General features: G+C 72.7%; 9 protein-coding genes and 1 pseudogene. 1 reads left to right on the forward strand and 9 read right to left on the reverse strand.

The window, feature by feature from the left end:
- The 7 genes and pseudogenes from ACFU8W_RS40305 to ACFU8W_RS40335 form a co-directional block, all read right to left on the reverse strand.
- Positions 1 to 12,800: pseudogene (locus ACFU8W_RS40305) on the reverse strand (SDR family NAD(P)-dependent oxidoreductase); the annotation flags it as partial.
- A 134-nt stretch (positions 12,801 to 12,934) separates the two neighbouring features.
- A complete protein-coding gene (locus ACFU8W_RS40310) occupies positions 12,935 to 14,131 on the reverse strand; it encodes a cytochrome P450 (RefSeq protein ID WP_384048743.1) in 1,197 nt (398 codons plus the stop codon).
- A complete protein-coding gene (locus ACFU8W_RS40315) occupies positions 14,128 to 15,438 on the reverse strand; it encodes a methylaspartate mutase (RefSeq protein WP_384048746.1) in 1,311 nt (436 codons plus the stop codon). Before ACFU8W_RS40315 ends, ACFU8W_RS40310 begins: the two co-directional genes overlap by 4 nt.
- Positions 15,425 to 15,844 carry a cobalamin B12-binding domain-containing protein gene (locus ACFU8W_RS40320; RefSeq protein WP_384048749.1) on the reverse strand — a complete coding sequence of 140 codons (420 nt, stop codon included), beginning with the start codon at positions 15,842 to 15,844 and terminating at the stop codon, positions 15,425 to 15,427. Before ACFU8W_RS40320 ends, ACFU8W_RS40315 begins: the two co-directional genes overlap by 14 nt.
- Positions 15,845 to 15,915: 71 nt before the next feature.
- Positions 15,916 to 17,154: a type III PLP-dependent enzyme gene (locus ACFU8W_RS40325; RefSeq protein WP_384048751.1), complete on the reverse strand. Its 1,239-nt coding sequence runs from the start codon at positions 17,152 to 17,154 to the stop codon at positions 15,916 to 15,918.
- A complete protein-coding gene (locus ACFU8W_RS40330) occupies positions 17,151 to 18,668 on the reverse strand; it encodes an AMP-binding protein (protein WP_384048779.1) in 1,518 nt (505 codons plus the stop codon). Before ACFU8W_RS40330 ends, ACFU8W_RS40325 begins: the two co-directional genes overlap by 4 nt.
- 171 nt (positions 18,669 to 18,839) lie before the next feature.
- A complete protein-coding gene (locus ACFU8W_RS40335) occupies positions 18,840 to 20,399 on the reverse strand; it encodes an AMP-binding protein (RefSeq protein WP_384048754.1) in 1,560 nt (519 codons plus the stop codon).
- 137 nt (positions 20,400 to 20,536) lie between these two features.
- Between ACFU8W_RS40335 and ACFU8W_RS40340 the strand changes: the two genes are divergently transcribed.
- Positions 20,537 to 20,785: an acyl carrier protein gene (locus ACFU8W_RS40340; RefSeq protein ID WP_384048757.1), complete on the forward strand. Its 249-nt coding sequence runs from the start codon at positions 20,537 to 20,539 to the stop codon at positions 20,783 to 20,785.
- A gap of 4 nt (positions 20,786 to 20,789) precedes the next feature.
- On the opposite strand, the gene ACFU8W_RS40345 is transcribed toward ACFU8W_RS40340, so the two are convergent.
- Both ACFU8W_RS40345 and ACFU8W_RS40350 read right to left on the reverse strand, forming a co-directional pair.
- Positions 20,790 to 21,737: an ACP S-malonyltransferase gene (locus tag ACFU8W_RS40345; protein WP_345509555.1), complete on the reverse strand. Its 948-nt coding sequence runs from the start codon at positions 21,735 to 21,737 to the stop codon at positions 20,790 to 20,792.
- Positions 21,738 to 21,740: 3 nt separating this feature from the next.
- On the reverse strand, positions 21,741 to 22,661 hold the full coding sequence (locus tag ACFU8W_RS40350; RefSeq protein WP_384048760.1) for a proline iminopeptidase-family hydrolase: 921 nt from the start codon (positions 22,659 to 22,661) through the stop codon (positions 21,741 to 21,743).
- Positions 22,662 to 22,772 lie beyond the last annotated feature (111 nt).

The following is a 22,772-nucleotide window of genomic DNA, read 5'->3' on the forward strand; positions in this document are numbered from 1 at the left end:
TCCGCACCGCCCTCCAGCGCAAACACAACATCCCGCAACGAACGCCCCACACGCCCGTCCAACACCGCACACACCGCATCAAAAGCCTCGGCGAACACCGGGAACGCGGCATACAACTCACGCCCCATACCGGCACGCTGCGTACCCTGACCCGAGAACACGAACGCCGTCTGCCCGCCCTTGCGGGCCTGTCCCCGTACGATCTCGGCCGATTGCGCCCCGGAGGCGAGGGCGGTGAGCGCGCGGATGGCACTCCCGGAGTCGGCGGCCAGCACGACCGCGCGGTGGGCGAGAGCGGCACGGGTCGTCGCCAGCGAGTAGCCCAGATCCTGGAGGGACGGTCCCGTCCCGGCCACCGTATGCGCGGTGATGTGCTCGACCAGGCGCGCGGCCTGGGCCCGCAGCGCCTCCTCGGTACCTCCCGCGACCGGCAGCGGAACAGGGTCAAGGGCCGGTGCGGCAAGGGCCGGCAACCCGGCAGCGGCGGGTACCGGCACGGGCGCCTCTTCGATGATCACGTGCGCGTTCGTGCCACTGATCCCGAACGAGGAGACCCCCGCACGGCGCGGGTGGTCGCCGGGCTCCCAGGGCATCGCCTCGGTGAGCAACTCCACCGCACCCGCCGACCAGTCCACGTGATGGGAGGGTTCGTCCACGTGGAGGGTCCTGGGCAGCATGCGGTGGCGCAGGGACAGCACGACCTTGATGACCGCCGCGGCGCCGCCGGCCGCCTGGGCGTGGCCGATGTTGGACTTCACCGACCCGAGCCACAGCGGGTGGTCCGCCTCACGCCCCTGGCCGTAGGTGGCCAGGAGTGCCTGCGCCTCGATGGGGTCGCCCAGCCGGGTGCCGGAGCCGTGCGCCTCCACGGCGTCGATCTGGTCGGGAGTCAGCCCCGCCGAGGCCAGGGCCGCGCGGATCACCCGCTCCTGGGAGGGGCCGTTGGGGGCGGTGAGCCCATTGGAGGCGCCGTCCTGGTTGACCGCGCTGCCCCGCACCACGGCCAGGACCTGGTGCCCGTTGCGCCGCGCGTCCGACAGCCGCTCCAGGAGCAGCAGGCCCGCTCCCTCGGCCCAGCCGGTGCCATTGGCCGCGGCGGAGAAGGACTTGGCGCGTCCGTCGGGGGCGATGACACCCTGCCGGCTGGAGTCCACGAACAGGTCGGGGCTGGACAGGACGGTGACGCCGCCGGCCAGTGCCAGCGAGCACTCGCCGTTACGCAGCGCCTGGGTGGCGAGGTGCAGGGCGACGAGTGAGGAGGAACAGGCGGTGTCGATGGTCATGGAAGGCCCTTCCAGGCCCATGACGTAGGAGATGCGGCCGGAGACGACGGCTCCCGAGCTGCCGTTGGCGAGGTACCCGGCGACGGCCGGGGGCGCGTCGTGCACGCGGCTGCCGTAGTCGTCGTACATCGCTCCGGCGAAGACACCGGTCTGGCTGCCACGCAGGGAGCTCGGGTCGATCCCGGCCCGCTCGATGGTCTCCCAGGCGGTCTCCAGCAGCAGCCGCTGCTGCGGGTCCATGGCCAGGGCCTCGCGCGGGCCGATCCCGAAGAACTCGGGGTCGAACTCCGCCGCGCGGTGAAGGAATCCGCCTTCGCGGCTGTAGGTCTTGCCGCGCCGTCCCGGCTCGGGGTGGTAGACGCCCTCGATGTCCCAGCCTCGGTTGGTGGGGAAGTCGGTGATCGCGTCGGTGCCGTCGGCGAGCAGCCGCCACAGGTCGTCGGGTGTCATCACGTCGCCGGGGTAGCGGCAGCCCATGCCGATGATGGCGACGGGTTCGTCGCGGGGAGCCGGCTCGGCCTTCGCCGCCGAGGCGGCGGCAGGGGCCGGAGGGGCCGATTCGATGATCCGGCTCTTGAGATACTCCGCGACGGCGTGGGCCGTGGGGTGGTCGAAGACCAACGTGGCGGGCAGTGTCAGGCCGGTCGCCGAGCCGAGCAGGTTGCGCAGTTCCACCGCCGCGAGGGAGTCGAAGCCCAGCTCCTTGAAGGCACGTCCGGCGTTCACGTCCGCGGCGCTCTCGTGGCCCAGGACCGTCGCGACATGGGTGGCGATCAGTTCGATCAGCGCCTGGTCGCGTTCGGCCTCGGTGAGCCGGGACAGGCGCCGCGCCAGGTCCGACTCCTGCCCGGCGGACGTCCCGGCGGACGCCCCGGCAGTTGCGGTGCGCCGCCGGGAGGCGGCGGCCGGTACGCGCGCGGATGCGAAGCCGCGCAGCAGCGCGGGCAACTCGTCGGTACGGGCCTTCACGGCGGCCGGGTCGATCCGCAGCGGTGCGACGACCGGTTCCGTGGTCCGCAGCGCCTCGTCGAACAGGGCCAGCGACTCCCGTGCGTCGAGCGCCGGCACGCCGAGGCGCGCCATGCGCCGGAGGTCGTCGGCGCCGAGTTCGCCGCCCAGTCCGGTGTTCTCCGCCCACAGGCCCCAGACGAGGGAGGTCGCGGGCAGACCGGCCGCGTGACGGTGTTCGGCGAGTGCGTCGAGGAAGGAATTGGCGGCGGCGTAGTTGCCCTGGCCGGCCGCCAGCACCGTGCCGCCCGCGGAGGAGAAGAGGACGAAGGCTGCCAGGTCCCGGTCCCGGGTCAGCTCGTGGAGGTTCCACGCACCGTCGACCTTGGGCCGCAGGACCGTGGCGAGCTGATCGCCGGTCAGGGTGCCGACCAGTCCGCCGTCGGCGGTACCGGCCGCATGGACGACAGCGGTCAGCGGGTGCTCGGCCGGTATCCCGTCCAGTACGGCGGCCAGCGCGGCCCGGTCGGCGGCATCGCAGGCGGCGATCGCCACCGAGGCCCCGAGGGCGGTCAGTTGGTCACGAAGTTCGTCGGCGTCGGGGGCGTCCGGTCCGCGTCGGCTGGTGAGCACCAAGTGGCGGACGCCGTGCGCGGTCACCAGGTGGCGTGCCACCAGACGGCCGATACCGCCGGTGCCGCCCGTGACCAGCACGGTTCCTTCGGGGGCGAGCGCGGCGGGCGCGGGCCCGGCCGCTGCCGTGAAACGGGCCAGCCTCGGTACCCGGACGGCGGAACCGCGGACGGATGTCTCCGGTTCGCCCGACGCCATGGCGGCCATGAGCGTCTCGGGGAACGCGTCCTCCGCGTCCACAAGGAGGATCCGTCCCGGGTGCTCGGCCTGGGCGGCGCGCAGCAGCCCCCACACCGGGGTCGAGGCCGGGTCGGGGGCACCCTCCGGGGACACGGCGCCCCGGGTCAGCGCCACCAGGCGAGCGCCGTCGAAGCGGGCGTCGGCCAGCCACGCCCGCACCGTACGAAGGGCGTCGGCGGTACGGGCCCGGGCCCGGGCGGGGACGTCGGCGCGGTCGTCCCCGGCGGGTGTCCGGCAGTCGAGGACCACGGTGTCCGGTACGGGTGTGCCCGCCTCTACGGCGGCGACGAGCGCGTCGAAATCCTCGTGGACGCGCTGCGCCGGGACGAGGCGGCGAAGGGCGTCGGACGCCGGCGACGCCGGTCCCTCCGCCTTCCCGGCAACTCCGTTGCCGATCACAGCCCATCCCTCGACGGGCTCCGTCCGGGTGGCCCCCGTTCCGGTGGCGGTGGCGGGCAGGGGGTGCCACTCGACCCGGTGGAGGGAGGCGCCGGAGCCGTCGGCGGCGGTCTGGGCGGGCGGCTGTCCGGCGACCGGCCGCGAGACCAGGGACTCGACGGCGGCGACGGCCCTGCCGTCGCGGTCCGCGATCTCGATCGCGGAGACCTCGTCCCCCCTGACGCGGGTGATCCTGACGCGCAGTTCGGTGGCTCCGGCCGCGTACAGCGTGACCCCGTTCCAGACGAAGGGCAGCAGCGTCGCGCCGTCCGGGTCGGTGAGCAGGTCGGCGTGCATCGCGGCGTCCAGCAGGGCCGGGTGCAGACCGTAGGAGGTGGCGGTCCGGGCGGTGGTCTCGTCCGCCTCGATCTCGGCGAACACCTCGTCGCCGCGCCGCCATGCGGCCCGCAGTGCCCGGAAGGCAAGTCCGTAGTCGTAGCCCCGCTCGCGCAGGGTCGAGTACGCCCCTTCGAGGTCGATCGGCTCGGCGTCCGCGGGCGGCCAGTGGGCAAGGTCGAAGGACTCCGGACGACTCTCCTCGGCGAGTACGCCGGCGGCGTGGCGCGTCCACTCCTGCTCGGCCGGGGCATCGTCCGGACGGGCGTACACCGCCAGGGAGCGTCTTCCCCGCTGGGCGGGGCCAACCACCACCTGGAGGGCGACGCCGCCGCTGGCGGACAGCGCCAGGGGCGCCTCCAGCGTCAGTTCCTCGACGGTTCCGCAGCCGACCTGGTCGCCCGCCCGGACAGCGAGTTCAACGAAGCCGGTACCCGGCAGCAGGATCTCGCCGCGCACGACATGGTCGGTCAGCCACGGCTGGCTCCGGGCGGACAGCCTGCCGGTGAGCACCACGGTGTCGGCGCCCGGGAGCGCCACGACCGCCCCGAGTACGGGGTGTCCGGCGGCGAGTTGGCCCAGTCCGGCAGCGTCCGTGGCGGGCACGGCGTCCAACCAGAAGCGGCGGTGCTGGAAGGCATAGGTGGGCAGGTCGATCGGGGTTCCGCCCCGGCCGAGCAGGGCAGGCCAGTCGACGGGGACGCCGCATACGTACAGTGCGCCAACGGCGGTGAGGGCCCCGGACGGTTCAGGCCGGTCGCGCCGGGTCAGGGGGGTGAAGTGGAGGTCCGGGCGGTCCTGGAGGGCATCGGTGCACAGGGCGGTCAGAGCACCGCCGGGCCCCAGCTCCAGGAAGGTGGTGGCTCCCTCGTCCACGAGCCGCAGCACCGCGTCGTGGAAACGGACCGGCCGACGCACGTGCGACACCCAGTAGCCCGGATCACACAACTCCTCCGCCGTGGCCACCGCGCCTGTCAGCGACGACACCACCGCGATCCGCGGTCGGTGGTAGGTGAGTCCCTCGGCCACCTCCCGGAACTCACCCAACATCGGCTCCATCAACGGCGAGTGGAACGCATGACTCACCGTCAGACGATGAACCCGGCGACCCCAGCCAGCCACCTCCCGCGCCACCGACTCCACCACCGCGGCCTCACCCGACACCACCACCGACACCGGACCATTGACCGCCGCCACACCAGCCCGGCCCCCAACCCCGGCCAGCAACGGCAACACCTCCGCCTCACCAGCCTCCAACGCCACCATCGCACCACCCGAAGGCAACGCCTGCATCAACCGACCACGAGCCGCCACCAGCGCACAGGCATCCTCAAGGGACCACACACCCGCCACATGCGCGGCCGCGAGCTCACCGACCGAATGTCCAGCCACGAATCCCGGAACCACGCCCCAGGACTCCAACAGCCGGAACAACGCCACCTGCACCGCGAACAACGCCGGCTGCGTAAACCCCGTCGCGTCCAACAACGCCGCATCCGCACCGCCCTCCAGCGCAAACACAACATCCCGCAACGGACGCCCCACACGCCCGTCCAACACCGCACACACCGCATCAAAAGCCTCCGCGAACACCGGGAACGCGTCGTACAACTCACGCCCCATACCGACGTACTGCGACCCCTGACCGGGGAAGAGGAAGGCGAGCGTGCCGTCGTCCTCGGTCCCAAGAGGCGTCCCGGGCGGTGTCTCGCCGACCGCCAGTGACTCCAGGCCGCGCAGCAGTCCGGCGTGGTCGGCGGCGATCAGAGTGGCCCGGTGTTCGAGGGCGGCGCGGGTGGTGGCGAGGGAGCGGGCGAGTTCGCCGAGGTCCGTCCCGGGCCGTTCCTCCAGGAAGGAGCGCAACCGAGCGGCCTGGCCGCGGAGTGCGGCGGGGCCGCGCGCGGAGAGCACGTACGGCAGGACGGGCAGACGCGGTTCTCCCGGGTCCTGCTCCCGTGTCTCCGGGCGGGGGAGGTCGGGCGCGGGAAGTACCTGCTCGACGATGACGTGGGCGTTGGTGCCGCTGATGCCGAAGGAGGAGACGCCGGCCCGGCGGGGGCGGCCGTTCTCCGGCCACTGACGGAGCTCGGTCAGCAGCCGCACCTCGCCCGCCGACCAGTCCACTTGGTGCGACGGCTCGTCGATGTGCAGGCTCCTGGGCAGGACGCCGTGGCGCATCGCCATGACCATCTTGATGATGCCCGCCACACCGGCGGCGGCCTGGGTGTGGCCGATGTTGGACTTCACCGACCCCAGCCACAGCGGACGGCCCTCGGGTCGGTCCTGCCCGTAGACGGCCAGCAGCGCCTGCGCCTCGATCGGGTCGCCCAGCCGGGTTCCGGTGCCGTGTCCCTCGACGGCGTCCACATCGCCGGGTGCCGCTCCGGCCTCGGCCAGGGCCTGCCGGATGACGCGCTGCTGAGCGAGGCCGTTGGGCGCGGTCAGACCGTTGGAGGCACCGTCGTGGTTGACCGCGGAGCCGGGGACGACGGCCAGGACGCGATGTCCGTTGCGATGGGCGTCGGAAAGACGCTCGACGAGGAGCACGCCCACGCCCTCGCCCCAGCCGGTGCCGTCGGCGGCAGCCGAGAAGGACTTGCATCGTCCGTCCGCGGCAAGCCCGCGCTGCCTGCTGAAGTCGATGAACGTGTCGGGGGTGGACATCACCGTCACGCCGCCGGCCAGTGCCAGCTCGCACTCGCCGCGACGCAGCGACTGGACCGCCCAGTGCAGGGCGACCAGCGAGGACGAGCAGGCGGTGTCCACCGTGACCGCAGGGCCCTGAAGACCGAGCGCGTAGGCGACCCGGCCGGAGACGACACTGGCGAGGCTTCCGTTACCGAGGTAGCCGGCCATGTCCTCGGGCACGGTGCCGAGCCTGGTGCCCCAGTCGTGGTACATGACGCCGGCGAACACGCCGGTGCCGCTGCCGCGCAGCGAGCGCGGATCGATGCCGGCCCGCTCCAGCGCCTCCCAGGAGACCTCCAGCAGCAGCCGCTGCTGCGGGTCCATGGCCTGCGCCTCGCGCGGGCCGATCTCGAAGAACTCCGCGTCGAACTCGGCCGCGTCGTACAGGAACCCGCCCTCGCGGGCGTAGCTCCTGCCCGGTGTGCCGGGTTCGGGGTCGTAGACGGCGTCGAGGTCCCAGCCGCGGTCGGTGGGGAACCCTCCGACGGCGTCGGTTCCGTCGGCGAGCAGCCGCCACAGGTCCTCGGGGGAGGTGACTCCGCCGGGGTAGCGGCAGGCCATGCCGACGATGGCGATGGGTTCGTCCTCCACGGCGGGCCTGGCGGGTGCCGTGGCCGCGGGCCGTTCGTCCTCCGGCCGGTCGGCGAGCAGTCGCAGGATGTGGTCGGCCAGGTGCTGCGGTGTCGGGTGGTCGAAGACGAGCGTGGCGGGCAGCCGCAGCCCGGTGATCGTGTTGAGCGCGTTGCGCAGGTCGACGGCGGCCAGGGAGTCGAAGCCGAGGTCGGTGAAGGGCCGCCGGGGGTTGACGGAGTCCTGATCGGTGTGTCCGAGGACCTTGCCGACCTGGGTGCGCACCAGTTCCGTGACGGCCCGCTCGCGGTGGGGTCCGGTCAGCTCCGCCGGGGGCCACACCGGCGGGAGTCCGCCGGGGGCGGTCCGCGTTCCGGCCGGGTGGCGGGCCGGTGCCGGGGTGAGGTCCCGCAGCAGGCCGGGCACTCCGTCGGCGCGGGCCCGCAGGGCGGCGGGATCGACCCGGACCGGTACCAGGGCCGGTTCTCGGGTACGGAGGGCGGCGTCGAGGGCGGCGAGGCTCTCCTCGACGGTCAGCGGGGCGAGCCCCAGGCGGTCGATGCGGCGCCGTCCGGCCTCCTCCAGGCGACCGCCCATGCCGGTGCCGCCGGACCACAGCCCCCAGGCCAGGGAGTGCGCGGGCAGGCCGAGCGAGGCCCGGTGGGCGGCCAAAGCGTCCAGGAAGACGTTGGCGGCGGCGTAGTTGCCCTGCCCGGCACCGTCGACGAGGCCGGCGGAGGAGGAGAAGAGGACGAAAGCGGCCGGGTCCAAGTCCCGGGTCAGCTCATGGAGGTTCCACGCGCCGTCGACCTTGGGACGCATGACGGTCGCCAGCCGGTCCGCGGTGAGCGCGCCGGTCAGCGCGTCGTCGAGTACGCCCGCGGTGTGCACCACGGCGGTCAGCGGGTGCTCGGCCGGTATCCCGTCCAGCACGGCGGCCAGTGCCGCCCGGTCGGCGACGTCACAGTCTCTGACGTCCACCGTGGCGCCCAGTTCCCGCAGTTCGTCGGTGAGCGGTCCGGCGCCTGGGGTGTCCGTGCCGCGCCGGCCCAGCAGCAGCAGGTGGCGGACGCCGTGCGCGGTCACCAGGTGCCGGGCCACGAGCGCCCCGAGTCCACCGAGGCCGCCGGTGACCAGCACGGTGCCGTCCGGGTTCCAGGCGGCCGGGCCCTCGGCGGGGTCCTGGGCCGGGTCCTGGGAGTACCGGATGAGCCGCGGTGCGAGCAGGACGCCGCCGCGACTGCGGAGTTCGGGCTCTCCGGTACCGAGGGCGGCGTGCAGGGCGCGTGACGACAGGGGGGCGTCGTCGAGGTCGAGCAGGACGATCCGGCCCGGGTGCTCCGTCTGCGCAGAGCGCACCAGGCCGTGCACGGGGGCCGCGGCCAGACCGGCGGGCGTGGCCGCGTCGGCGCCGCGGGTGACGACCACCAGCCTGGAGTCGGCGAACCGTTCGTCGGCGAGCCACTGCCGGAGCGTGTCGAGGACCCGGAGGCCGACCTCCCGCACCGCGTCCGGCACCCCGGAGGGGCCCGTGCCGGGAGTGGCGGCGACGGGCAGCAGCACGACGCCGGGCACTCGCGAGGCCGCCAGGGACTCCAGGTCCGGGTGGGGATCGGCGTCGAGGCCGAGGGGATCGGGCCCGATCAGCGCCGGGCGCTCGCCGTCGGCGGCCGTGGAGGGGGCGGCGGGGAACCAACGGACGGTGTGCAGCGGGTCGTCCGCGGGGGCGGTGAGCGCGCCGGGCGCCACGGGCCGGGTGCGGAAGGAGTCGGCCGAGGCCACCGGTGTACCGGCCGGGTCGGTCAACAGCAGCGAGACCCCGCCGGACGGGAGCGAGGTGATGCGGGCGTGCACTTCGCGGGAGCCCGCGGCGTGGGAGCGGATCCCGGTCCAGGCGAAGGGGAGGCGGATCTGCTCCGGCTCGCGTGCCTCGCCCTCGGCGAAGTCCGTGGCGTGCAGGACGGCGTCGAGGAGCGCGGGGTGGATGCCGAAGGCGGAGGCGTCGGGGACCGCTTCCTCGGGGAGCACGACGTGCGCGTAGACGTCGGTGCCGTGCCGCCAGACGGCTTTGAGGCCGTGGAAGGCCGGGCCGTAGCCGTAGCCCTGGTCGGCCAGCTTCTCGTACAGGCCGTCGATGTCGACGGGGCGGGCGCCCTTCGGCGGCCGGCCGGAACCGGGCAGTCCGCCGGTCTCGGTGTGGCCGGCGGACCGGCGCGGCGGTACGGGCCCGGCCGCGTCGGCGGTCAGGGTGCCGGTCGCGTGGCGGGTCCACACGGCGGCCCGGGTGTCGCCCTCGGGGCGTGCGTAGAAGTCCACGGAGCGGCGTCCGGCCGCGTCGGGGACGCCGACGACGGCCTGGAGGACGACACCGCCCGTCCGGGGCAGCACCAGGGGGGTGTGGAGGGTGAGTTCCTCGACGACCGTGCAGTCGGTGTGTCCGGCCGCGTGCAGGGCCATGTCCACGAAGGCGGTGGCGGGCAGCAGCACAGTCCCGGAGACGGTGTGGTCGGCCAGCCAGGGCTGCGCGTTGAGGGCGATGCGGCCGGTGAGCACGATCCCGTCGTCGTCCGCGCGGCGGACGACGGCGGCGAGCAGCGGGTGCCCCGACGCGGTCTGGCCCAGCCCCGTGGGGTCGTCGTGTCCGCGGGGGGCGTCGAGCCAGAAGCGCCGACGCTGGAAGGGGTAGGTGGGCAGGTCGATGATGCGTCCGTCGTGTTCGGCGCAGTAGGCGTGCCAGTCGACCGCGGCGCCCCGGGTGTACGCCGTTCCCAGGGCGGAGAGCAGAGTGTGTTCCTCCGCGGAGTCCCGGCGCAACGCAGGGCCGCACACCAGGTCGTGGCCGGGCAGGCAGTCGGCGGCCAGCGCGGACAGCACCGGGTCGGGTCCCAGTTCCAGGCAGGTATTGGCACCGGCCTGGGCCAGGGCACGCAGCCCGTCCGCGAAGCGGACGGTCCCGCGCACCTGGCGGACCCAGTAGTCGGGCTCGCACATCTCCCGTGGCCCGGCGGGACGGCCGGTCAGGTTGGAGACGACCGGGATGCGGGGCTCGTGGTACTCCACGACCTGCAGGACCCGGCGGAACTCGTCCAGCATCGGCTCCATCAGCGCCGAGTGGAAGGCGTGCGAGACCCGCAGCCGCTGCGTCCCGCGGCCCTGGTCCGTCAGTTTCCGGTCGAGGGCGGCCACCGCCTCCTCGTCACCGGAGACCACCACGGACGACGGCCCGTTGACGGCGGCGATGTCCAGTCCGTCACCGAGCAGCGGCAGGATCTCTTCCTCCCCGGCCCGCACCGCGAGCATGGCTCCGCCCGCGGGCAGCGCCTGCATCAGCCGACCGCGGGCCGCCACCAGTGTGCAGGCGTCCTCAAGGGACCACACACCCGCGACATGGGCGGCGGCGAGCTCGCCGATGGAATGGCCGAGCAGCAGGTCGGGCGTCACGCCCCACGACTCCAGCAGCCGGTACAGCGCCACCTCCACCGCGAAGAGCGCAGGCTGGGCGTACTCGGTGCGGTCGAGCAGGGCCTGGTCGGTTCCGAACAGTACGTCCGTCAACGGCTGTTCGAGCTGGACGTCGAGGTGGGCGGCGGCCTCGTCGAAGGCCTCGGCGAAGACGGGGTGGGCGCGGTGGAGTTCCCGGCCCATGGCGAGACGCTGGGCGCCCTGCCCCGTGAAGAGGAAAGCCAGCCGGCCTCCGGTCGCGGTGCCGGTGACCGTGCCGGGGCCGGTGTCCCCGTCGGCGAGGAGTTCCAGTCCGCGCAGGGCCTCCTCGGCGTCCGCGGCGACGACGACGGCGCGCTGCTCCAAGGCGGCCCGGGTGATGGCGAGGGACCGCCCGAGGTCGGCGGGGGTCGCACCGTCCCGTACCAGGGTGCTCAGCCGGCGGGCCTGGGCGCGCAGGGCCATCTCGTTCTTCGCCGTGACAGGGATGGCCACTGCCGTCGGGGAGGCGGCGGGCGCGTGGTCCGTGTCGTCGGCCGGTGCGGTGGCCGGGGCCTGTTCGAGGATCAGGTGGGCGTTGGTTCCGCTGACTCCGAAGGAGGAGACGCCCGCCCGGCGCGGACGCCCGTCGGCCTCCCAGGGACGCGGCTCGGTGAGCAGCTCCACCGAGCCCGCCGACCAGTCCACGTGGGGTGACGGTTCGTCGACGTGCAGGGTTTGGGGCAGCACCTCGTGCCGCATCGCCATGACCATCTTGATGACGCCCGCGACACCCGCCGCCGCCTGGGTGTGCCCGATGTTCGACTTGACGGACCCCAGCCACAGCGGGGAGTCCTCGGACCGCTCCTGGCCGTAGACGGCCAGGACGGCCTGGGCCTCGATCGGGTCGCCCAGCCGCGTGCCGGTGCCGTGCGCCTCCACCGCGTCCACGTCGGACGGCTTCAGCCCGGCCGTCGCCAGCGCCCGTCGGATGACGCGCTGCTGGGAGGGGCCGTTCGGCGCGGTCAGACCGTTGGAGGCGCCGTCCTGGTTGATCGCGGAACCGCGTATCACGGCGAGGACGCGGTGCCCGTTGCGCAGGGCGTCGGAGAGCCGTTCCAGGACGAGGATGCCCGCCCCCTCCGCGAACCCGGTGCCGTCGGCGGCCGCGGCGAAGGCCTTGCAGCGCCCGTCGGGAGCCAGCCCGCGCTGCCGGCTGAACGCGGTGAAAGTACCGGGACCCCCCATCACGGCGACGCCGCCGGCCAGCGCCAGCGGGCACTCGCCGCGGCGCAGCGACTGCACGGCCAGGTGGAGGGCCACCAGTGAGCCGGAGCAGGCGGTGTCGACGGTGAGCGTGGGACCCTCGAGGCCGAGCGTGTAGGCGACCCGGCCGGAGACGACGCTGGGAGCGTTGCCCGTGAGCAGGTAACCGTCCAGGCCCTCGGGTGCCTCGTGCAGCCGCGGCCCGTACTCCTGCGCCTCGGCACCGACGAACACGCCGGTGGGTGTGGCGCGCAGCGAGGCGGGGCTGATACCCGCCCGTTCCAGGGCCTCCCAGGAGGTCTCCAGCACCAGCCGCTGCTGCGGGTCCATCGCGGACGCCTCGCGCGGGCCGATGCCGAAGAAGTCGGCGTCGAACTCGGCGGCGTCCGGGAGGAAGCCGCCGACGCGCACGTAGCTGGTGCCCGGGGTCTCGGGGTCCGGGGAGTACAGCGCGTCGAGGTTCCAGCCGCGGTCGGTGGGGAACGGGGAGAGGACGTGGCCGCCGCCCTCGACGAGCCGCCACAGGTCCTCGGGCGAGCCGACGCCGCCCGGGTAGCGGCAGCCGATGCCGATGACGGCCACCGGTTCGTCGTCGGCCGGCGCCGTTCCGGTGGCGGCGGGCTCCCCGGTGTCCTCTCCGAGGATCTCGGTCCTCAGTCTGCGGGCCACCGCTGCGGGCGTGGGGTGGTCGAAGGCGAGGGTGACGGGCAGCGGCAGGCCGGTGTCGGCGGTCAGCCGTGTGTGCAGGGCGACGGCGGCCAGTGAGTCGAACCCCAGGTCGCGGAAGGCCGTGCCGGGGTCCACCGCCTGCGGTGCGTCGGGGAGGACATCGCGGAGCACGGCGACGGTGCGGTCGTGCACGAAGCCGAGCAGGAACCGGTCCTGCTCGTCGGGTCCCAGTTCCGCCAGCAGACGTGCGAGAGCCGATTCCTGGTCTGTTGCTTCCCGCGACGCCGTGGCGTCCTGGGCCGAAGAGATGTGAGTCTCGCTCATTTCCGCTCTCCACTGGTCTGGCAGGCAGATGGGCCGGCGTTGCACGCCTGGGGGTCGTGGTCGCCGTCAGGTGCTCGGGGGCGCGTCGTGGCCGCCTCGGGTGTCCGGGAGCCGGTGGCTCACCAGGCGAGGCGGAGCCGGGACGGGCCGCGCACGATCACCCCGTACTTCCACTCCACGCCCTCCGGGCCGTCGGCGAACCGCAGCTCCGGAAAGCGTTCGAGGAGTGCCTTCAGCGTCTCCTGGAGTTCGAGCCGGGCGAGCTGGGCGCCGATGCAGTGGTGCGGGCCGTGCCCGAACGCCACATGAGGGTTGTGACTGCGGGTGATGTCGAGGCGCTCGGGGTCCTCGAAGACCTCGGGGTCGCGGTTGGCCGCGTGCAGCGCGGGCAGTACGGGGTCGCCGGCCCGTACCACGGTGCCCCCGAAGGACACGTCCTCCAGGGCGTACCGGGCGAACATGGCGGCGGTGTTGATGGGCACGTATCGCATCAGCTCGTCGACGGCACGGGGCAGCAACTCCGGTTCGCTGCGAAGCAGTTCGAGCTGGTCGGGGTGGGTCAGCAGGGTGAAGACGAAACTGGGCAGGGCGGAGGAGACCGTCTCCACGCCGCCGGTGAGGAGGCCGGCCCCGGCGATGGAGATCAGCTCGTCCTCGGTGAGCCTGTCGCCGTTGTCCCGGGCGTAGACGAGCGCGCCGAGCAGGTCGTCGGTGGGCTCCTCCCGGCGCTGGGCGACCAGGCCGGCCATGTACTCCTCGAGCTTGCCGCCGACCTCGTACAGCACGTCGCCCTTGGCGGTGGAGTCGTCAGTCAGCCCCTCGGTCCACTCGCGGAAGATGTGATGGTCCTCGAAGGGCACCCCGAGCAGGTCGCAGATGACGGTGACGGGCAGCGGCCTGGCGAAGCCCTCGACGAGGTCGGCGGACCGTCCGGCGGCCGTCATCCCGTCGATCAGCCGGTGGCTCAGTTCCCTGATGGACGAGCGCAGTTGCTCGACGCGGCGCGCAGTGAACGCCTTGCCGGCGAGCCTGCGCAGCCTGGTGTGGTCCGGCGGGTCCATGCCCATGATGCCGTCGCCGGTCAGTTCCCTGCGCATCCGCGGCTGGTCGAGGCCCTGGGCCACGGCACGGCTGAACCGTGGGTCCGTCATCACGAGCTTGACGTCAGCGTGCCGGGTGGCGAGCCAGGCGGGTTCCCCGAAGGGCAGCTTGACCCGGCTCAGCGGCTCCTCCGCCCGCAGTCGCGCGTACAGGGGCGAGATGCCGATCTCGTGCATCTCGAAGGGGTAGGGGCGGACTTCGGTACCGGTCGTCATACCGGCTCCTCCTCGGGGACCGTGCGCCCGCGGGCGTTCACCGGGCGGCGGGCGCGGTTCTCCAGCGCCTCCGCGTCGAACTTGTTCTGGACGTGGGAGAGCGCCTGCATCAGTTCGGTGGACCCGACCGGCCGGGCGCGGCGCCCCTCGGTGACGCCGGCCAGGGGCAGGGAGCCGATGGCGGCCCAGCCCAGCCGTCCGTCGGTGTCGATGCAGCTGCGGCTGCGTCCGGCGTTGTCGGGGTGGACGCAGTAGGGGATGTCGAGGATGCCCCGGCCGAATGCCTGGACCAGGGCCCGTCCGATGTCGGGGTGACAGTCGAGTACGGCGTCGATCAGCGCGCGCGCCTCGCGGTAGGTCTGGCTGTCGGTGCCGGCCGGCGGGACGGCCGGGGGCGTGGTGGCGCGGGCCGCCGCGGCGGCGTGCTCCAGCGCGGCCACGTTCTCGGCGACCACGGGGATACGGTGGGACTCGGCGGCGGTCTTGACGACGAGCCGCTCGGAGCCGGTGTCCACCGCAAGCCGGGCCGCCTGCGCGAGCAGGGCGAAGGCGCCCTCGGCCGTCCTCGGGTACAGGCCCATGTAGGTGTAGACGACGACATGCCAGTCCACCGTCGGGGGCAGCGACTCCGCGCAGAGGGCACGCAGGGCCGCGACGGCCTCCCGGTCCTGCTCCGGACTGGTCTGCTGGGCGTAGCTGACGGAGATGCTGCGAAGCCCGTGCTGATGGAAGAACAGCGCCTCCAGAACGCTGAGCGCGACGAGCAGACTGGGTGGACACAGCTGGCCCATCATGCAGCCGCCGAAGGTCTCCAGGTGGGGCTCCACACCGAAGTCGCAGCGCTCCAGCAGCAGTTCGCAGGAGCGGGCCCAGTTGTGGACGGACTCCTCCAGCGGGGTGCGGCCGTACGGCAGGCAGTAGGAGACCGGGCCGCCCTCCGTGGCGTGCAGTCCCGCGGCAGTGAGGGCCGCGACGATGGCCTGCGGCCGGGCGGAGCCGTGGCGGACCTGGACGGGGAACTCCTCCGGCCGCAGTCCCTCGAGGACCCGGCGAGTGGTCGACGGCTCGTGGTTGACCAGGGGGTAGCCGTTGAGGCCGATGCCCTCGCGCAGCGCTCGCCCCGCGGACTCCAGGTCTCCGACCCTCGTGTAACTGTCGAGCGTGATGGTGCCGACCGTGGTGGCATCGGCGCCCCGGGTGGCGAGCAGCCCCGAGCGCATCCGAGCCGGGTCGGAGTACCCCATCCGCGGCTGCACCACCAGCGCGCCCCGCCGGTGGCACCCGCGTACGAACTCACCCAGATTCACAGCCCGTCCTCCCGGACAGCGAGGCGGCGAAGGTACGGAACAAGGCGATGTTGTCCACACCGTCGTCGAAGACCGCGTCGAAGCCGGCCTTCAGCAGGTCGTCGACGTACCGGCGGCTCGCCTCGCCGAGGACGCCCAGCTTGCCGCCGATGACGACGGGGACGTCGCGCAGCTCGGGGTGGCCGCGCAGCCTGCCGATGACCCGCATCCCGTCCTGGTAGCCGTGCCCGTTGATGCTGCTGATGACCACCATGAGGGGCCGCCGGCGGAGGGTCTCGGACAGCAGCAGTTCGTCGGGCACGCAGGCGCCCAGGTTCACGACGTCGTAGCCGAGTTCCTCGATGAGCAGTTGCAGGAAGACCAGGTTCCAGGTGTGCGAGTCGGATGCCAGGCTGCTGACGATCACGGTCCGATCGTGCCGGTCGCCCCGTGCCGCCGGTGGCACGGGGCTGCGGTGTTCCAGGCTGTGCGAGCCGGTCACGCGAGTGCCGCTTTCACCGGCTCGTGGACCCGGCGCGGTTCCAGCCGGGACACCGACACCACCTCGCCGCCGCGAAGCACCACCTCGGTGGGCACGGGCCGGCTGAGGAAGCCCATCAGGCTGGCCGTGACCCCGTACGCCCCGGCGTTGGGCACAGCGACGACGTCACCGGGCCTCAGGGAGGGCAGCGGTATGTCGCGTCCCAGGGTGTCGCCGGGGGTACACAGCGGTCCGACCAGGCTCGCCGTCAGGTCGCCCACCGGCCCCTCGACGCCCACCGCGGCCGGCAGCAGCCGGCCGAGGCCGGAGAGCCCTCCCACGGCGTTGATCCCGGTGTCCAGGATGACGAAGGTACTGCCCCTGCTCTCCTTGATGTTGACCACACGGGTCAGCAAGGTTCCGCTGTCCCCCACCAGGTACCGGCCCGACTCGCAGGCGAGCCGCGGGGCGCCGTGGCGCCAGCGCGGCAGCCGTTCGTCGAGCAGCCGCTCCAGCTCGGCCCTGAGCCTTCCGTACACCGCCCGCCGGCCCGGCACTGCGTACGGGGAGGCGAAGCCGCCGCCGATGTCGAGGTACTCCAGGGGCATCCCGGCCTCGTGTTCCAGCCGCGTCGCGAGGTCGACGGCGTGCGCCAGCTCGGCGATCAGCCCGGACTCGTCCTTGGCGTTGCTCATGGTGAACAGGTGAGCGCCAACGATCTGGGTGCCGGGGACGGCGAGCAGGTCCGGCATCAGGCCGGGCAGGGTCTCGCTGTCGATGCCGAACTGGGACGGTCGGCCGGTCATCCTGATGCTGGTGTTCGCGCTTCCGGTCGCGCCGTTGACGCGCAGGAGGCAGCGGACGGTGACGCCGTACCGGGTGGCGTGCGCGCCGATGCGGCGCAGGTCGCCGAGGGACTCGACCGAGAACAGGCGGACTCCGGCGGCCAGCGCGTGGTCCAGTTCGGTGTCGGTCTTGCCCGGGCCCGTGTAGAGGCACTCGTCCGCCGGGTGCCCGGCGGCGAGCGCGACGGACAGTTCCCCGACGGAGCTGATCTCCGCCCGGCAGGGCCGGCCGGGACCCTCGCGCAGCGCGCGGGTCAGCTCGGGATGGGGATTCGCCTTGAGCGCGTAGTAGAGATCGAACCCCTCGGGCAGCGCCTCGAACAGATCCCCGCGGGCGGCGTCCACCCGGTCCAGGTCGTAGACGTAGAGCGGGGTTCCGTAGCGCTCGGCCAGTTCGGCGTGCGTGCTCAACCCTCGGTACCTTCCAGAAGCGGGAGGAGTTCCCTGACGGCGTTCTTGCCGTGCGCGGTGAGCGGAAAGGTGTCGACCACGCGGCAGACGACGGGTACCTTCGCGGGCTCCAGGCGCTTGGCGAGTTCCTTCAGCACGGTGTGCGGCGGGAGATCGGTCTCCACGCAGAGGGCGAGGTCACGGTCTCCGCTGGGTGGTATGGCTCCTGCCGCGCGGACTCCGGGGATGTCCATGGCGGCCGCCTCGATCTCCAGGGTGCTCATCCGGATGCCCCTGCGCTTGAACATGTCGTCGCGCCGGCCCTCGAAGTACAGGTAGCCGTCCTCGTCGAGCCGGCCGAAGTCCCCGGTGTGCAGGCGCGGTTCGCCGTCCGGACCGGGACGGAAGGTGCGCACGGTCAGCTCGGGCGCGCGCCAGTAGCCGAGCATCACATGCGGGCCGGTCACCACGATCTCGCCGGACTCGCCGACCGGCAGCTCCCGTCCCTCCGCGTCCAGGATCAGCACCCGGGTGCCGGGCAGCGGGCGGCCGACCGAGTCGGGGCGCTGATGCTCCTCGTCCGGCGGCATGACGGAGACCCGCTTGCATTCGGTCTGGCCGAACTGGCGGACGATCCGGGCCCCGGGGAAGGCCGCGCGCAGCTTGTCGATGGTGGCCTGGGGAAGAGCGGCACCGGTGTTGGTGAACAACCTCACCGGGGCGGTGTGTTCCGGGTCGCGTTCGGCGAGGGTGGCGATCATCGTGGCCAGCGACGGGACGATCGGCACCACTGTGGCGCCGACCTCGTGCATGCGGCGCAACAGGACCAGGTCGGACTCACCGCCGGCGAGGACTATCTCGGAGCGTCCCAGGCAGGACAACAGCACCTTGTACAGGCCGTAGTCCCAGGACATCGGGAAGCGGCAGAAGACGACGTCGTCGTGCCGGTAGCCGAGTTCGGCGTTGATGGCCGCCGCCGCGAAGGTGACCCGGCCGTGCGGTCCGATCACGCCCTTGGGGGCGGCGGTGCTGCCGGACGTGTAGACGAGGACCGCGACGTCATCGGGCCCGGTCCCGGCCGGCTCCGCGCGGGCGTCCCGGGCGCGGAAGCCCTCCACCTCGCTCCACGCGGAGCCGAAGCCGTGCACGGGGACGGCGGTGGCGGACCGCACCGTCCCGACGGCCTCGTCGGAGGCGACCACCAGCCGGGGTTCGGCGTTCTCCACGACCGAGCTCAGGTGGAAAGCCTTCATCGCGGGGTTGAGCGGAACGAAGATGGCGCCCCGGCGGGAGACACCGTAGAAGAGGGCGACCAGTTCGCGGGTGGTGGGCAGTTGCACCACCACCCGGTCGCCGGGGCGCACTCCCTCGGCCCGCAGCCACGCCTCCACGGCGTGGCTGTACTCGGCCAAAGTGTCGTAGTCCCACACCCCGTCGTCGTCCCGCACCGCCGGAGACAACGGGAATTCGGCGACCGCGTCGTCCAGCAGTGCGTGAATGAGCTGATCCTGCCGAGGTACGTTCACCACGTCCATTGCCGCGCTCCAGCCTGCCTGGCGAATGTCTGCGCCCATATGTCGATCCGCTTTGTCGATCCGCCGGAAAATCACCGGCCGAGAAAACTCCCTTGTGTTTTCCCCGCCCGTTTTCCTCGGCGGTCCGGAAACTACAGCACCGCGAACCCGGAGCCCCACCCCTAACGGCCTCTAATGTGCGGACGCTTCCGGAACGGCTCGTCCGTGACGGGCGAGGAGTTCCCCGGCCCGGGCGGTGAGCGCGGACCTGTCGACCTTCCGGTTGGGGTTGAGGGGAAGCACGTCCAGATGCCGGTAGTGACGGGGCACCACCCCTTCCGGGAGAGTCCGGCGCAGGCCGCGGGCGAGCTCCGCGGGAGGCGTAGGGGTGCCTGTGTAGAACGCGAAGAGCTCGGTGCCCGAGTCCGTCGCAACGCCCACCGTCGCGGCCTCCTCCACACCGGGGCAGGCCCGCAGGGCGTGGTCGACCTCGGCGAGCTCGACCCGCCAGCCGTGCACCTGGACCTGCGTGTCCAGCCTTCCCAGGTAGAGCAGTTCCCCGTCCTCCAGCCGCCGCACCCGGTCACCGGTGCGGTACCAGACCAGGGCGTCGTGGTGCAGGAAGCGGTCCCGCCCGTCGTCCGGGTCCAGGTAGCCGGGGGTGAGCTGCGGGCCGGTCACGCACAGCTCCCCCTCGTCGGCCGCGGGGCGCCCGTCCCCGTCCAGGAGCAGCAGTTCGTGGCCCGGGTGCGGGGCCCCGACGGGCACCACGCCGTTGACGGCCCGGCGGGGCGAAACGTCCGCGGACCAGCGGTGCGCGGTCACGGTGACGGTCAGCTCCGTCGGCCCGTACAGGTTCTCCAGCGCCGAGGCGGGCGCGGCGCGCTCCCAGTCGGCGGCGTCGCCGCACTGCAGCGCCTCGCCGGCGAAGAAGCTCCAGCGCAGGCCAGGAATGGAGGCGGCACCGAGCCGGCCCGTCCTGCGGACCAGGCCGATGGCGCTGGGAGTGGAGAACCACACGGTGATCCGGCGCTCCGCGAGGAAGGTGGGCAGGTCGCGGTACGCCGGTGCGGGCACGGCCACCAGCCGTGCGCCGGCGCCCCAGGCGCAGAACATGTCGAACAACGCGCAGTCGAAGTTGAGGTCGAAGGTCTGTGAGAAGGCGTCGCCGGGACCGAAGTCGTAGCGCTCGTCCAGCAGCCGGAAGTAGTGGTCGGTGCCGCCGTGAGTGACGACCACGCCCTTGGGGCGTCCGGTCGACCCCGACGTGAACAGCAGGAAGGCCGGGTCCCCCGGCCCCACCGGCCGCGGCCGGGCCAGGGCGTGGCCCGGTTCCGGCACGAGCGTCCCGGGGCCGCCCTCGGGGGCGAGGACGTCGACGGGGTCGCGGCCGGCTGTCAGTGCGGGCAGTGCCTCCGCCCCCGCCCGGTCGGCCACCACGGCGGTGGCTTCGGAGGCGTCGAGCATCCGGCGGGTGCGGTCCGGGGGGAAGTCGGGCCGCAGCGGCACCACCGCGGCGCCGGCGTACAGCGCGGCCAGGATGCCGGTGTAGGCGGTGGTTCCCTTGCCGGCGAGCACCCCTACGGTGCGGGCCTCTGCCCGTACCAGCGCTCCGGCCCACAGCACGGCCCGGCGGTGCGTCTGCGCGTAGGTCGGGGCCTCGGTCCCGACCTCGAACGCCGGGGCGTCCGGGGAGCGCTCGAGCCCTCGCAGGAAACGCGCGTGCAGTGCGGGCCCGGTGTCCGTGTCCATATCCTCGTTCTCCGCTGCGATGAGGGTGTTTTAGGGGTCGGTTCGGGTCGAACTGTCCTTGACCTCGCCGGTACGTTGCTGAGCCGAGCAATCCGGCTTCGCATTCCGCGCGGCGGCTCGTGATTCATGGAGCTGAAATGTGGGACAACTCGTACGAGGAGATTCTGCGGAAGCACCTTCCCTTCCTGCCGGGCGAGGAAGAGCTTGAAATGGAGACCGTTCTTCGCGATTACGGTCTCGACTCGCTTTCCATGGTGGAGTTGCTCTCCGTGCTGGAGGGCTCCTACGGGATCAGGTTCGCGGAGGACGCGCTGACGCTGGAGACCTTCGAGACCGCGGGGTCGCTGTGGCGGGCCTTGGAGTGGTCCCTCCAGTCAGCGGACTGAGCCGTCACTGCACGGCCGCCCGGCGCCGCGGCCGCAGCGCGAGCTGCGGCCCCGCGGCGACGACCTCGAAGTTCTCCTTTGTGCACGCCACCCTGGAGAACAGGCTGTCGGGGCCGGCCACGCACACCGTGCCCACGCCCAGTTCGCGCAGCGAGGCCACGACGGTCGGCCAGCGCAGCGGCCGGACGAAGCCGTCCAGGAGCATGGTGCGCACGTCGTCGGCGGAGCGCACCAATGTGCCGTCCTGGTCGGTCACCAGGGGCAGGGCCGGATCGGCGAAGTCCAGCTCGGCCAGCACCTCCTCCTCGGCCCTGCGCCGCAGCTCACCGAAGGCCGGCGAGTGCATCGGGGGCCGCATGGTGTAGAGGGTGAGGCCCCCCATGGCCCGTACCTTCCGGTCCAGCCAGTCCACGTTCCGCTCGCGCAGGGTCACCATGTAGAAGTCGTGGTCGATGTGGCAGGAGACGTCGCACCACTCGCCCCGGCCGCGCAGTTCCTCCAGCGCCTCGCTCACCTGCTCGCCCGGGGTCCGCACGAAGGAGCACGTCACCACGTCCCGGTGCTCGGTGGCGAAGTACTCCTCCATGCAGCGCGCCAGCCGAGCGGTCATCCACACCGCGTCCTCGAAGGGCAGGGCTCCCGTGTGGGCGATCGCCGTCTTCGCCCCGAAGCTGGCCCCGGTGCACACCTCGGGTGCGACCCCCAGTTCCAGCTCCGCCCACTCGGCCAGGGCGAGGCAGTTCACCAGGAACGCCGCCTGGGCGTACTCCGAGTAGTCCCCCGGCGTCTCACGGAACCGGTCGACCAGGGAATAGCCGAGCCGCGCGTCGGCAGCCGCGACCAGCCGGCGCGCGTAGGGGTTGAGCAGCATGAACTTTCCGACGTCCGCAAACCGTGTCGGCCCCATGCCGGGAAAGACCATCGCGGTGCCCGGTCGCGTCGCGCTCTCCATGTGTCACTGCCCTTCCTGCTCGGCGGTGCCGAGGCTCCTCAAGTACTCGACCATGACGGCCCGGAAGCGCTCCGGTTCCTCCAGGTGCGGCATGTGGCTGGACTCCTCGAACAGTTCCCAGCGCGCTTGGCGGACGAGTTCGTGGTAAGGCCTGACCGTCGCGGGCGTGGCCTCGTCGTACCGCCCCGAGACGATCAGGGTCGGCACCTCGATGTCGGGCAGGAACTCCTCGACCGACCAGTCCTTCAGTGTTCCGGTGACATGGAACTCGCTCGGCCCGTTCATCACCGAGTAGACAGTGGGGTTGCCGGCCGTCTCCATGAACGACGCCTGGTAGTCGCGCGGCCAGGGCACGATCCGGCACACGTGCCGGTCGTAGAAGACCCGCATGGCCCGGAAGTACTCCTCGGTGTCGGTCGTTCCCGCTGCCTCGTGGCGGCGCAGTGTCGCGTCGACCTCCGGCGGCAGGTCGGCCCGCAGCCTCTCCATCTCGGCGCGCCACAGCACGTACGAGGCGGGCGCGTTGGCGATGACCAGTCCGCGCAGACCGGGCGGGCGTGAGGCGGCGTGCCGGGCAGCCAGCATCCCGCCCCAGGACTGGCCGAACAGCACATAGTCGTCGGCGACGCCCAAGCCCCGCAGCAGGTTCTCCAACTCGGCCAGGAACAACTCGATGGTCCAGAAGTCCGCGCCACGGTCCGGCAGATGGCTGGAGCCGCCGTTGCCGAGCTGGTCGTAGTGGACCACCGGCCAACCCTCATGTGCCAGGGCGCACAGGCTCAGCAGGTAGTCGTGGGTGCTGCCTGGGCCGCCGTGCACGGTGACGACGGCCGGCCTTCCCCTGCCGGGTTGGCCGGTCACCCGGTACCACGTCCGGAACTCCCCGAAGGGCAGCCACCCCTTGGCTGTCGCCGCGACCGCCATCCCGTTCCCTCCCGTCGGCCGTACCGCGTCACCATGTCTAGCCAGCGAAGGGCACCGGCACCAACCCCTAAGGGGCCCCATAGGGGCTGGTGCCGCCCCTGCCTCACCGGG

Source organism: Streptomyces sp. NPDC057565, from assembly GCF_042801455.1.
Classification (GTDB): Bacteria; Actinomycetota; Actinomycetes; order Streptomycetales; family Streptomycetaceae; genus Streptomyces; species Streptomyces yanii.